This is a genomic window from Novosphingobium sp. AAP83, assembly GCF_001295795.1.
Taxonomy (GTDB): domain Bacteria; phylum Pseudomonadota; class Alphaproteobacteria; order Sphingomonadales; family Sphingomonadaceae; genus Novosphingobium.
Genome location: NZ_LJHY01000061.1, coordinates 24970 through 37569, shown reverse-complemented (window position 1 = coordinate 37569; position 12600 = coordinate 24970). Strand labels below are relative to the sequence as shown.

General features: G+C 60.0%; 11 protein-coding genes. 2 read left to right on the top strand and 9 right to left on the bottom strand.

Annotation, left to right across the window (positions count from 1 at the left end):
* Positions 1-746: IS5 family transposase (locus IP81_RS19905; protein ID WP_231627122.1), on the top strand; the 746-nt coding region annotated here is incomplete at its 5' end.
* Between the two features lie 252 nt (positions 747-998).
* On the opposite strand, the gene IP81_RS18090 is transcribed toward IP81_RS19905, so the two are convergent.
* The 9 genes from IP81_RS18090 to IP81_RS18050 all read right to left on the bottom strand — a co-directional run bounded on the left by IP81_RS18090 (position 999) and on the right by IP81_RS18050 (position 11185).
* Positions 999-2273, bottom strand: coding sequence for an MFS transporter (locus tag IP81_RS18090; protein WP_054109407.1), 1275 nt, complete (start codon positions 2271-2273; stop codon positions 999-1001).
* A gap of 6 nt (positions 2274-2279) precedes the next feature.
* Positions 2280-3155, bottom strand: a complete 876-nt coding sequence (locus tag IP81_RS18085) for a phosphate ABC transporter substrate-binding protein (RefSeq protein ID WP_054109404.1) — start codon at positions 3153-3155, stop codon at positions 2280-2282.
* Between the two features lie 15 nt (positions 3156-3170).
* The gene (locus IP81_RS18080) at positions 3171-4721 is read right to left on the bottom strand and encodes an acetolactate synthase large subunit (RefSeq protein WP_054109403.1); all 1551 of its coding nucleotides are present in this window, start codon (positions 4719-4721) and stop codon (positions 3171-3173) included.
* Between the two features lie 5 nt (positions 4722-4726).
* Positions 4727-5584, bottom strand: coding sequence for an HpcH/HpaI aldolase/citrate lyase family protein (locus IP81_RS18075; protein WP_054109402.1), 858 nt, complete (start codon positions 5582-5584; stop codon positions 4727-4729).
* A 1-nt stretch (position 5585) separates the two neighbouring features.
* Complete coding sequence (locus IP81_RS18070; protein WP_054109401.1) at positions 5586-6593, bottom strand: protocatechuate 3,4-dioxygenase; 1008 nt, start codon at positions 6591-6593, stop codon at positions 5586-5588.
* Between the two features lie 70 nt (positions 6594-6663).
* Positions 6664-7506, bottom strand: a complete 843-nt coding sequence (locus tag IP81_RS18065; RefSeq protein ID WP_197274700.1) for an amidohydrolase — start codon at positions 7504-7506, stop codon at positions 6664-6666.
* A 2-nt stretch (positions 7507-7508) separates the two neighbouring features.
* The gene (locus IP81_RS18060) at positions 7509-8534 is read right to left on the bottom strand and encodes an amidohydrolase family protein (protein ID WP_054109399.1); all 1026 of its coding nucleotides are present in this window, start codon (positions 8532-8534) and stop codon (positions 7509-7511) included.
* A gap of 10 nt (positions 8535-8544) precedes the next feature.
* Positions 8545-9519, bottom strand: coding sequence for a PhnD/SsuA/transferrin family substrate-binding protein (locus IP81_RS18055; protein WP_054109398.1), 975 nt, complete (start codon positions 9517-9519; stop codon positions 8545-8547).
* Between the two features lie 100 nt (positions 9520-9619).
* Positions 9620-11185 carry an aldehyde dehydrogenase (NADP(+)) gene (locus IP81_RS18050; protein WP_054109397.1) on the bottom strand — a complete coding sequence of 522 codons (1566 nt, stop codon included), beginning with the start codon at positions 11183-11185 and terminating at the stop codon, positions 9620-9622.
* Between the two features lie 190 nt (positions 11186-11375).
* Between IP81_RS18050 and IP81_RS18045 the strand changes: the two genes are divergently transcribed.
* Positions 11376-12572 (top strand): LysR family transcriptional regulator, encoded by a 1197-nt coding sequence (locus tag IP81_RS18045; protein WP_054109396.1) that lies wholly within the window; start codon positions 11376-11378, stop codon positions 12570-12572.
* The last annotated feature ends 28 nt before the right edge of the window (positions 12573-12600 follow it).

Below are 12600 nucleotides of genomic sequence, written 5' to 3'. Positions count from 1 at the left end.
CTGTTCGAGCCGCTGCTGCCGTCAGAGCGGAGCCGCTGGGCACGACCGGTGGGAGAAACCGGTTCTTTCTCAAAGGCATGCTCCACGTGCTACGGGTTGGTTGTCCTTGGCGCGACATGCACGAGCGTTACGGCAAGTGGAACTTGGTTTATGCCCGGTTCCGGCGCTGGGCCGAACAGGGCGTTTGGAATGCGCTACTGCAAACGCTGGTCGACCTGGGGCTCACCGATGACTGGCAGCACATGATCGATAGCACCACGGTTCGCGGCCATGTTTCGGCAGTGGGCGGAAAAGGGGGGGCTTGTGCGCAGGCTTTTGGTCGATCACGCGGCGGCTTTACGAGCAAAGTCCACGCTCGCTGCGACAATCAGGGACTCCCTCTCGGCTTAATCCTGACTGGCGGTGAGGCTTCGGATTATACCGCAGCTGACGACCTGATGAATCTGCCGCTGCCCACGCCCAAGGGTCTGCTCGCAGACAAGGGCTATGACGGCGACAGGTTCCGGGAAAACCTGCTGATGGGCGGCATTCTGCCCGTCATTCCGCCCCGCTCAAATCGAAAAGTACCAGCACATCCACACTACCGGCGATACAAGGATCGCAACCGCGTCGAGCGCATGTTCGGCAAGCTGAAGCAACAGCATCGCATCGCCACGCGCTATGACAAGACCGTCCTGTCGTTCGAGAGCTTGCTCAATCTCGCAGCAGCAAGACTATGGCTGCAATCCTTTGTCAACGCGAGCTAGACTTGAGTGACAAGACGACGCATGTCTGCATGGTCGATGTGGAAGGTAGGGTCGTTCGGCGTGCACACTGGTGGCTTGCCAAAAGAGTCAAAGCGTCGCGTCCACCACGGCTTCCGCTCCGCCCCAGCCGCTTCCCCGCTGCCGATGCTGTCCAGCCTCACCAGGAGGCTTTTTGTTCAAGCCAACTTACCTGCTTTTATCCCGGTGTTGACACAAGCAATATTGGCTGCATGGCAATAGCCGGTATCGGTACTATTCGCCTTCCGGGCTGCTCAGGCGGTTGGCTTTCGCCAGATCGGGGAAGAGGCGGACCCATGCCAAGGCGATGATGACCGCGCCGATACCGCCGCCGACCACGGCAGCGACCGGGCCAAACAGGGCTGCAGCAAAGCCGGATTCTGCTTCGCCAAGCTCGTTGGAGGTCGAGATGAACAGCGCCGACATGGCACCGACGCGGCCGCGCATCTCGTCCGGCGTACGGATCTGGATGAGCGACTGGCGGACCATCACCGAGACCATATCTGATGCGCCGATAGCAAACAGGCTGACAAGTGCAGCGGGCATAGTTCTGGCAAGTCCGAAACAGACCGTGGCGAGGCCGAAGATGCCGACCGAGACCAGCATTTTTTTTCCGACCCGGCGATCTATGGGATAACGCGAACACCACAGCCCGGTCGCAATTGCACCAAGGGCGGGGGCTGCGCGCAAAAGGCCAAGGCCATCGGCGTCGACCTGAAGCACTTCCCGGGCGAATACAGGCAATAATGCCGTGGCCCCGCCCACCAGAACGGCAACCATATCAAGCGAAATGGCGCCCAACAGAACGCGGCTTTGCCGGACATAGCGCAGGCCATCGGCGATTTCGTGAAAGGGGCTGCGACGCGTAGCCATGCGTGGGCGCTCGATGTTGCTGATGGTCAGTACGAGTAGCATTGACACCAGCAGCATCCCCACAGCGGCCTGATAAGGCAAAGCAGGGGTAAGGGTAAACAAGGCCCCGCCCAGCACTGGACCGAGGATGGCGCCAAACCGGCCCGACAGCGTGGAGAGCGCCACCGCGCGCGGCAGGACGGCTTTCGGCACGCAATTGGGGCCAAGCGCGTTCATCGCGGGGAGATAAAAAGCGCGCGCCATACCCTGAACCGCCGCGATGGCAAAAATGCTGCCAAGGGTAATCTGGCCGGTGGCAGTCAACATCGCCAGCGCAACCGACACGAAGGCCTGGATCGCCAGACATATGCCGACAATGAATCGCCTGTCCTGCCGATCTGCCACAAGACCGGCATGGAGCGACAGAGTGGCGATCGGCAGAAACTGGATCAGGCCGATGATGCCCAGTTGTGCGGCTGCACCTTCAAGACTCATGGTCCGGCGGGCAACTTCATATGCCTGCCATCCCAGAATGACGCTAACGCAATTTTGCGCCAACATCGAAAACAGGCGCGCTGTCCAGAAGTGCCGGTAATTCCTGAATGTGAAGGGATGTCCCGAATTTTGCGTGATCACTGCACCTTCATTGTTTAACATCACCAATCAGTTCAGCGCCCGCATTGCCGGATCAAACAATTCCTCGATGCTCATCTTGCGCGGGATGATGCGTTGTTCGAAAGCGAACTGAATTGCAAGTTCGATTCCAGTGCGATTGGCTTCGAAGCCCATTGGCGGGAAAGGGTCAGGCAATCCGCCTTCGGTCAAATCGCGGCTTTGCCCGATCATCCGATAGAGTTCGCGGACCACATCGGGCCGATCACGTGCCAGATCGGCGTGCACCACGAACAGGTGATTGATCGGCACGATCCCGCTTTTGGCATACCATGCCTTGCCCGCGTTGAAAGGATCTGGAACCAGCCGTTCTACCCGCGGGTCCTTTGGCAGGTCCACGCCCTGCAGTGTTGCGGCAAGTTCGCCGTCGAGCATCATCTGCCCAATGTCCGAACCTTTGGGTAGGCGAACGCAGTTTGGCGGGTCGGAGTATTCTTCTAGGTGCCCTTCGCCCACGGTCATAAAGGTGACCTTGTCCAGATCGACGCCGTGCTCATGCTGAAGCACACCGCGCACCCAGAGGCCTGTGGTCTGTGCATAGGTGCGCACACCAACTTTCTGTCCCTCGATATCCTTTGGTGCCACGTGGCCCAGTTCGCGGTTGAATCCGGCGCAGTGGTGCTGGAAACGGCCCGAGACCGGCGCGGGTAAGGCAACCCATGGTTTGCCATAGGTCACCGCCTGAAGATAAGTCACGATGGCAAGCTCGCCGCAATCGTAAGCCCCGCGCCGCAGCATGTCCTTGAAGCCGTTGTGCGCCTTTTCAGGGCCACAGAAATCCAGCTTCACAACGTCCGAGGTAACGCGACCGTCGAGTAAGGCCTTGGTTTGCGGATACTCGGCAACATTCGCCTTGAGTGAGAGCATCTGTCTAGCTTCCGTTCAGTAGAGTTTGACTTCGATCAGCCGTGGTCCGGCTTCTGCGTTCGCATCGAGCAGTGCGCGTAGGAAATCTTCGGCAGTTTCGACGCGGACGCCGGGCACGCCCATCGATTTGCCCATGGCCAGCCAGTCGATTGTCGGGCGATCAATGTCGATCATGCTGAGCGCACGCGTGCCCGGTGTGGGGCCCGCGCCCATATTGGCATATTCGGCCTTGAGGATGTTGTAGCTGTTGTTGGCAAAGACTACGGTGGTCACCGGCAGTTGTTCACGCGATTGCGTCCACAAGGCCTGGATCGTATACATCGCGCTGCCATCGCCCACCAGACAGATGGTGCGGCGATCCGGGCAGGCCAGTCCGGTTCCGGTAGCTACTGGTGGGCTGTAACCAATTGATCCGCCAAGATTGTTTATCATGTCGTGCGGCAGCGCGCCCAACGTATAGCTCATTGATTCGCGGCCACTGGTCAGGGATTCATCGACCACGATTGCGTTTTCGGGGATGCCCGCACACAGGGCATAGGCGATGCTGATCGCGTCCAGCTTGCCGCTGGGTATGATCCGTTCGGCTGCAATCTGCCGAACCGGCACGGCCCCACCAAGGCCAAGCGCATCGACCAACATTTCCAGCGCGAGCGTGCTGTCTTCATCGTCGGCTGCCAGCGTGTGGACCACGGCATCTGCCGACTTCATCAGGCTGGGGCGATCCGGATAGGCAAAGAATGCCACCGGTTCGCGCGTTTCCAGCGTGATGATGTGTTTGATGTCCTTCAGGAACGCAATGGCCTGTGGCACTGCGTAGGGAATACGCTCCAGCGGCACCCGGCCCGCACCGCGCTCGATCCGCGCGGTGAAGAATTGCGAGCCCAGCCTGCACCCGGTTCCAGCAGCGACCTTGCCTGCCAATTCGAGCGGACCGTCTCGCGTGGCCTTGTTGGCCAGCACCAGCATTGCCGGTTCGCCCGACCGCAACACTTTGGCGATGGCATCGATCCGGGCTGAATCGGGAGCCTTGGGTGCTGGCGTTGTAGGCTTTGGTGAAGACGTACCGCTGGCGTCCTGCCAGGCCGAGTCACCCGGAAGGATTAGTGTGGCGATGCGGCCCGGATGTTCTGAGGCCTTGGCCACGGCGGCGGCGGTATCCCATGCGATGCTTTGCGCATTTTCGACCCGGCGCACCCAATGGCTGAGCGGCCTTGCCAGCCCTTCGATATCCGATGTGAGCGGGGGATCATGGCGCAGATGCGAGGCGGAATGCTCGCCCACGATGTTGACCATGCCCGAACTGGCGCGCTTTGCGTTGTGGATATTGGCCAGACCGTTGGCAAGGCCGGGGCCAAGGTGCAGCAGCGTGGAGGCAGGCTTGTCGCGCATCCGGTACCACCCGTCGGCAGCTCCGGTGCACACACCTTCGAACAGGCACAGCACAGGCCTGATCCGAGGGCTTTCCAACGCCGCCAGAAAGTGCATTTCCGACGTGCCGGGGTTGGCGAAACAGATTTCGATACCGCTGTCGGTCAGCGTTTCGACAAGGGCATTGGCTCCGTTCATGGCGTTCAATACCCCGCCAGTTCGCGGCCCTGGCCGACAACACCGTAAGACCGCGAAGGTGCGGACATGAGGAAGCGGAAGCCTTCGTCCAGCAACCGTTCCACGTTTTTGGCACCCACATGCGGGTTGCCCACGACGACGCCGTGCTTATGGCAAGTTGCGACGATGCGGGCCATCGCACCAAGCACTTCGGGATGTTCGTATTGGCGCGCGTAGCCAAGCGCCTGTGACAGATCACCTTCTCCGATCAGGCAGAATCCGATGCCGGGCACGTTGGCCAGAATATCGTCGAGGTTTTCGATTGCCTCGGGGCTTTCGATCATCAGGCCGACAAGAAGTTCGCCATGCGGCACCAGCGGCCAGACATCGGCTTTGGCGTAGTATTCGGCCTGCGTCAGTCCCCAGTACCGGGCCGCGGTGGCAGGGCCATCGCCGCGCAGGCCCTTGGGTTCGTAGAAGGCAGCGTTCTTAGGCCGGGCATAGCGGCATGAGGCGACGGCATTCCATGCCTGCTCGACTGTCCAGACATGCGGCACGATCACGCCATAGACGCCGCGATCGAGCACCTGCTTGGCCTGAAACTGGTTCATTTCAGCGCCGTTGGCAGGAATGCGCGCCATAGGCGTGACGGACGGGGCAACCGAACCGCTTTGCGCAATGGCCTTGCGATTGAGCATATATTGGAGGCAATCCCCCAGCGCAGCCACGTCATAGGGGTTGTGCTCCATCTCGTAGACGATCCCGTCATAAGGGGCATCGGTCAACTCGATGGCGAGTTGGCGGTCAAGCTTGGCAAAGCAGGTAAACGCGGGCTTGCCTGCTTCGAATGCACGGATGATGCCGTTGAGGCGAAGGTTTGTCATTTTACGCGTCTTTCTGTTCGGGTGCCCAGTACATGAAGCCCATGCCCTCGCCGGTTCCTGCGGCCGTTCGCCAGCAGGGAATGTAGTCCACGAGCGTCATCTGCGCCCCAGTGTGCTCAAGCGCCATCATTACAGTAGAATAGATTTTGATCTCGGACGTGCCTGACTGGTAGTAACTGTCAGGAATGGCGGCCAAGCCCTGATAATCATAACCGGCCAGCATTTTTATGATCTTGCGATCGAAGTCCTCGTCGTTGACGAAGTGCGTGAGGCCACCGCTGGCGATGACGGCAACGCGCACGTCATCGGGCCAGGCAAGGATGGCATCGCGCAGCACCCGGCCGAAATCCATGCACCGCTGCATCGATGGCTGTGTCGGTGGATAGAACAGGTTCATCAGCACCGGCACATGCGGCGGAGGATTGTCGCCCATGATCTGGTGATAGACAAAGCTGTAAGCGTGGGGAACGACCGGATAATCCGCCTTCTGCTTCATCTGGCGTTCCATCCAGACGTTTTCAGGCCATTCGATCAGGTCGGTCAGGTCAAAGCCCTGCGCCTGAAAAGCCTCTATCAGGTAGGTTGCAAGCTGCGGATGCGCCTTGTGCACAACATGGTGATCGGGGGCGTAAACGGCCCTTTGCGGTGGTCCGTTGTGAACGTCCTCACCGGTATAGATGGCGATGGAGGGCGACATGTTAGGCCAGATTTCCTTCTGGTCCTTGCCCAGAATGATTGCGACGTCGATATCGGCTGCCGCATAGGCTTCGCGCATCTTCTGAAGTGCGGCGCTGCATTTGGCCGAGCGCATGGTGCGCTCCTCGATGGTCAGGAACTGTTCGAAGGCCGCGCCGCGTTCTGCCTCGAGTTCAGGATAAGTCCAGGTCCGCCCGCGATACCACAGTTCCGGATTGGCCATGTCGCGAGGCGCATTGTTGAGCCATTCTTCCGGGGTTTGCCCGAGCATTCCGGAGTGCGGGACGGCCATGCCGAAGACGATCTGAGCCATAACTTTATCCTGAATTACATTGTCAATCGTCTGGGAAAGGCACTTGGCCCGGCCCGAAGTCTCGGAAAGATCATGCTAGGCTGGGGTAAAGCGCCGCTGCCGTTTTGCCGAAGATCCATTCCTGATCCTGTGCGCTGAGTGAGGCAAGTCTGTTCTGCGCGGTCTGGCGGATAACTGCAAGTGAGCCGGGCGAGGTGGGATAGTTTGATCCCCACGCCATGCGGTTTGCGCCGAACCGTTCTACCAGAGTGCCGAACCAGCTTTCCGGATCGGCATTGCCCTTGGTGCAATCGCCCATGATCCGCGGCGTGAGCTTGAGGTAGATCGAAGGAATTGCGGCCAGATCGAACAGGCTTTGCGCCGCTGCATAGGGCGGCCCGTCGGTCGGATCGGGACGGCCAAGGTGATCGAGGATGATCGGCACGCCTGGAAAGCGCCGCGCCAGCGTGGTAACCTGCGGCAGGCCGACCGGTCCGGTCTGAATGCACATGGTCAGTCCCAGTTCACTCATCAGTTCCCACGCCGGATAAGCAGCCTCGTCTTCCAGTTCGGTGGGGTCGAAGTCCTTGGTGCTGCCGCCGGTAAAGATGCGAAGGCCACCCAGGCCGCGCTGCACCCAGTCGCGGATCACGGCACAGGCATCGGGCGCGCGCACATCGACCGAGCCGACCGCAAGCAGGCGACCGGCATGCGCATTGCAGGCATCGACCACGTAAGAGTTATCGAAGCCATATGTCGTCGAACTGTGGACCACGGCGGCCTTGTCGACCCCGGCGGCGTCCATCTGGTCAATCAGCGTGTTGACAGTAGATGGCCGCTCTTGCGACCAGTCAGACCGCTTCCCGAACAGCGGGGCGGGCGGGTAGCGGCTTTCATCATCGGAAATGACGTGGGGGTGGATGTCGATGACCATGGTCAAAGCCCCTTTGCTTTCAGTTGTGCATCTAGGCGGGGGAATACGCGGCGGGCATTGCCTTCGAAGATCAGCGCACGGTCATTTTCATCCAGCGCTTCGCAGGCGTCGACATAGCGCTTGGTATCATCGAAGTAATGGCCCGTGTTCGGATCGGTGCCGCGAACCGCACCGATCATTTCGGAGCCGAACAGCACATTGGTGGTCGGCACGACCTTGGTCAGCAGTTCGACGCCGGGGTGATGATAGACGCATGTGTCGAAATAAATGTTTTCGAGCAGCCCTTCGAGCGGGCGCTTGGCGATTTCGAGGCTCATACCGCGATACCGGCCCCAGTGATAGGGAACCGCGCCGCCGCCGTGTGGGATAATCAGCCGCAGCGTGGGGAAATCCTTGAACAGATCAGACTGGAGGATCTGCATGAACACCGACGTATCGGCATTCAGATAGTGCGCACCGGTGCCGTGGAAGTTGGGATTGCACGATGCCGCAACGTGGATCATGCCCGGCACATCAAGTTCGCACATCGCTTCGTACAGCGGATACCATTCGCGGTCGGTTACCGGCTTGCCGGTCCAATAGCCCCCGGTAGGATCGGGGTTCAGGTTGCAGCCGATAAAGCCCATCTCTTCCACGCAGCGGCGCAGTTCGGGCACCGAGTTTGCAGGCGGTGCTCCCGGTGATTGCGGCAACTGGCACACCGGTACGAAGTTGTCGGGATAGAGCTCGCAGACGCGCTTGACGTTGTTGTTCGAAACGGTCGCCCATTCGATGCTGGTGCGCTCGTTACCCAGATGGTGGCTCATCAGGCCGGCGATGGGTGAGAACAGCGTCAGGTCGGCTCCGCGTTCCTTTTGCAAGCGCAGTTGCCCTCCGCCGACGCCCTGATGAATCTCGTCATCGCTGATGATGGCCTCCTTGGGGTCGGGGGAATTGGCCGGATCGTTGGCCGCATCGACCTGTCGTGACCGCCAATCGCGGAAACGCTGCGGAACCGTGGTGAAATGGCCGTGGCAATCGATAATCATGTGCCGAACCTCAAATTTTCGAAGGATCGACGAACAGTTCGTCGATTGTCATGCGCTTGGGCGTGAGGCGCTGGTCCCATGCGGTTTTTTCCAGAGCCTCGATGGTCGGCCTGTTGGCTTCGATGCCATAAGGCAGCGGATCGTCGCCGACGACCTTTGCAAGCTTGGCGTATTTCGCGGCATTATCGCCTTGCGCGGTTCCGGCGTGAAGCTTGGCCACCCAGTCATCCTTGGCGCGGGTGAAGGCATCGTTGAGCGACCGTGCAACCCAAGGATGGGCCTCGAGCACGCTGTCTTTGACCACGATCGTGCCATGCATCGGATAGACGCGGGTGCGGCGATAGTAGTCTGCCTCAAGCTCTTCGGCATTGGGAAACAGGTCTGGATAGTTGGCCTCGACTTCCTGCCAGCCACCGGTGGGAGCACCGGTGCGACCGATACCGGCAGCAGCGGCAAACCCTGCAACGATATCGCCGCGCGCCATCATGTCCGCCAGCGAATCTCCGGCAGAAACATGGCTGACATTTGCGGGCAGTTGCATCTGCTGCACATGTTCCTCATCGTCCACGAACCAGTGGATTTTGTCGTTATCGACGCCGAATTCGTCTATTAGCACCTGACGTGTCCAGACGCCGGTCGTCACCGAATAGGCGCGGACACCTGCCCGTTTGCCTTCAAGATCTTTGGGGTGCGCGATCCCGGCGTCGGGACGCACCAGCAAGCCCGAGTGGTGAAAGCGGCGAACAACGAAGATCGGCAATGCCTTGAATGGGCGTCCATAGGCACGGGCGATGATGTAGGTTGTTGGCGCGATTTCGCAAACGTCGAACTCCACGTCGCGCACCATGCGGCGGAACGCGCCGATCTGCGGCTTGACCGTGACAATTTCGGCATCGACACCTTCGATCTCGACCGCACCTGACCGGATGGCCGAAGTGTGGGGGTGTTCTGCGATGGCGATTTTCAGTGACACTTTGCTGGCCACGTAGCGCTCCTCATTCCTTGGTTGTTGGCTTTACTGCAACCATGCCCACCGCTTGGCATCAATGGCGGCTGCACGGATTCTGCCGGTCGCGATGCAATACTTATCGCTTGCCATCGATCAGGCGGGGGACACAGGCGGGATTGTCGTCACGAAGTGCTTCGGGCAAGAGTTCTGCCGGAACATCCTGATAACAGACCGGACGCAAGAACCGGGCGATGGCCAAGCTCCCCACCGAAGTGGTGCGGCCATCGCTGGTGGATGGAAACGGGCCACCATGGACCATCGCATCGCACACCTCGACACCGGTGCCGAACCCATTGAACAGCACGCGTCCGGCACAGGCTTCGGCCAGCGGGAGAAGTTGCCGGGCAAGCACGGTGTCTGCTGCATCGGCGTGAATGGCGATAGTCAGTTGCCCTTCCAAACCTTTGATCACCGCCAGCATCTGTGGGGTGTCGCGGCACCTGACAAGCAGGGCGGCCGCACCGAATACTTCCTCGCTCAGCGACGGGTTGGACATAAAGCAGTCCGCGTCGGTTTCAAACAGCGCAGGATCGCACACGATGCCTTCGCCGCCACCGCCACGGCGCAGCGTCTTTACGCCATCACTGGTGGACAGCCGTTGCACGCCAGCACGATACGCTTGATGGATGCCCGGGGTGAGCATGGTGGGTAAACTGGCCACCTCCAGCCCGTCAACGGCACTGGCCACGAAGCGGTCGAGGTCTGGCCCGTCCACCGCTAGCAAAAGGCCGGGGTTGGTGCAGAACTGCCCTGCGCCCTGCAAGGACGATGCCGCAAAGGCCGCGCCGATCTGTTCAGCTCTGGCACCCAAGGCGCCGGGCAGCAGTATCACGGGATTGATCGAACTCATTTCGGCATAGACCGGGATCGGGCGTGGTCGATTTTGCGCAACGGCCATAAGCGCCAAGCCGCCGTTGCGGGAACCGGTAAAACCCACAGCCCGCACGCACGGATTGGCGACCAGCGCCGTGCCGATGGTAGAACCATCGCCGAACAGCAGCGAAAACACACCCTCGGGCAGATTATGCTGGATGACCGCCTGCTGGATGGTCCGGCCGACCAGTTCCGATGTGCCGGGGTGGGCGCTGTGCCCCTTCACGATGACCGGACAGCCCGCAGCCAATGCCGACGCAGTGTCTCCACCGGCCACCGAAAATGCCAGTGGAAAGTTGCTTGCTCCGAAAACGACAATCGGTCCGAGCGGTTGCTGCACCATGCGGATGTCGGCCCGAGGAGGCGTCCGGTCGGGCAGTGCCGGGTCAATCCGCGCATCGAGGTACGCGCCATCGCGCACCGTTCGGGCGAAGAGGCGCAATTGCCCGGTCGTGCGGCCCAGTTCCCCCCGGCAGCGCACCTCGGGCAGGCCGGTTTCGGCCATCGCGCAGGCGACGATAGCCTCTGCGTTTGCTTCGATGTTGCTGGCAATAGTTTCGAGAAAGGCGGCCCGAAGCGCCGCACCGATGTGGCGGTAAGGCTCGAAGGCTGCGCTGGCCAATGCGCAGGCGCGCTCGACGTCGGCCAGAGTCGCGGCTTTGAATTCAGGTGCAATTTCCTGCATAAGCGTAGGATTGAACGCCCTGAAAGCGGGGCCTGCTCCGGCAGCACACTGCGCACCGATCAACAATTCACCGCGAACTTCCATGCATTCCTCCTAGCCAGGGCCACTTGCTACCGCGCTATCATTCGCAGGATCAGTTCAATTCATGTGTCTACCGATAAATTTTCTGATATGGCAATTGTCAGATTTACTTTGGTTTCGCACGGGAATCCCACGGATTTCGTGTTTTAGGTCTATCAGTTTTGAGTTTTTTTTCAATTAGGAGGAAGTGTCTTTGGATGGCGAAGGTTTCGCGACGTCGATCAGTTTTCAGCAACTCCGGTTGTTCGAAAGCGTCGGCAGACTGGAAAGCGTGCGAAAGGGCTCGGATGAGTGTAACTTGTCCCAGCCCGCCGTAACGCAAGCCTTGTCGAAGCTGGAGCGGCAGGTTGGTTTTGCGTTGCTGGAACGGCGCGCGAGCGGTAGCTACCTGACCGAGGCTGGAACGGTCCTGCATTTGCGCGTCTGCCGGATGTTCGCACAGATGGCATCAGCGGTGATGGCCATTGGCGAGGCAAAGGGTGTCGAGCAGGCAAGCGTCATCGTCAATCGCCTTTCCCGCTCGCAAGCGCGTGCGTTGATCGGAACCATGGAATACGGCACTCTTGCCGGTGCTGCAGTTGGCATGAAGCTGACCGAAGCATCGTTGCAGCGTTCCACTCGCGATCTTGAGGGCAACATCGGTAGTCCGCTGTTCTATCGTTCCGCCGTAGGGTTGACAGTACGGCCCGAAGGGCTTGCATTTGGCCAGAAACTGAAGCTGGCGATGCAGGAGATCGAAGCTGGACTGAGCGAGCTTAGCGCGATGACCGGCGGCAAGCAGCGTCAGATCGTAATTGGCGCATTGCCATTTGGTGGTGTGCTTCTGCTTGCCGACGTTCTGAAGGCGTTTCTCGAACGGCACCCGGATGCCGACGTAAGGGTGGTCAGCGACAGTACGTCAGAGATGATCCGTCGGCTTCGTGCCGGAGAGGTCGATCTCTTACTGGGCATCGTTCAGGAACAAGATGTAGAGGAGCTTCGCAGCGAACGATTGATCGAGACGCCGTTCCGTGTCGTAGCCCGCCGGGATCATCCGCTCGCTGGCAAGCCGGATATTACGCGTGACGATCTGGCCCGCTTTGATTGGATCGTAGGGACCGAAGGATCGACCCGGCGTGCATTTTTCAACGCCCTGTTCGAACCGGGGCCCTACCCCAGGCCTTCACTGGCCACGTCATCGCTGACGATCATTCGGAGCTTGCTGGAAGTGAGCGACCGGCTGACTATCATTACCTCATTCGAGTTGCAGTCCGAGTCTGGAAAGCTGGTCGCTTTGCCTTATTCGCTTGCTGGCAGGAACCCGTCGATCGGGCTGACCATGCGTGTCGATTGGCTACCGACACGGTTACAACGCGAGTTTCTCGAGACGGTCACCGCCGTCGCGCATTAGGTCAACTTTCGGCAGTGGCAGTTACAAC

Excerpts from the sequence above, each read along its gene's own strand:
- IP81_RS18090 (WP_054109407.1), bottom strand. The coding sequence starts at position 2,273 with ATGTTAAACAATGAAGGTGCAGTGATCACGCAAAATTCGGGACATCCC.
- IP81_RS18050 (WP_054109397.1), bottom strand. The coding sequence starts at position 11,185 with ATGGAAGTTCGCGGTGAATTGTTGATCGGTGCGCAGTGTGCTGCCGGA.
- IP81_RS18065 (WP_197274700.1), bottom strand. The coding sequence starts at position 7,506 with ATGGTCATCGACATCCACCCCCACGTCATTTCCGATGATGAAAGCCGC.
- IP81_RS18060 (WP_054109399.1), bottom strand. The coding sequence starts at position 8,534 with ATGATTATCGATTGCCACGGCCATTTCACCACGGTTCCGCAGCGTTTC.
- IP81_RS18075 (WP_054109402.1), bottom strand. The coding sequence starts at position 5,584 with ATGACAAACCTTCGCCTCAACGGCATCATCCGTGCATTCGAAGCAGGC.
- IP81_RS18080 (WP_054109403.1), bottom strand. The coding sequence starts at position 4,721 with ATGAACGGAGCCAATGCCCTTGTCGAAACGCTGACCGACAGCGGTATC.
- IP81_RS18070 (WP_054109401.1), bottom strand. The coding sequence starts at position 6,593 with ATGGCTCAGATCGTCTTCGGCATGGCCGTCCCGCACTCCGGAATGCTC.
- IP81_RS18085 (WP_054109404.1), bottom strand. The coding sequence starts at position 3,155 with ATGCTCTCACTCAAGGCGAATGTTGCCGAGTATCCGCAAACCAAGGCC.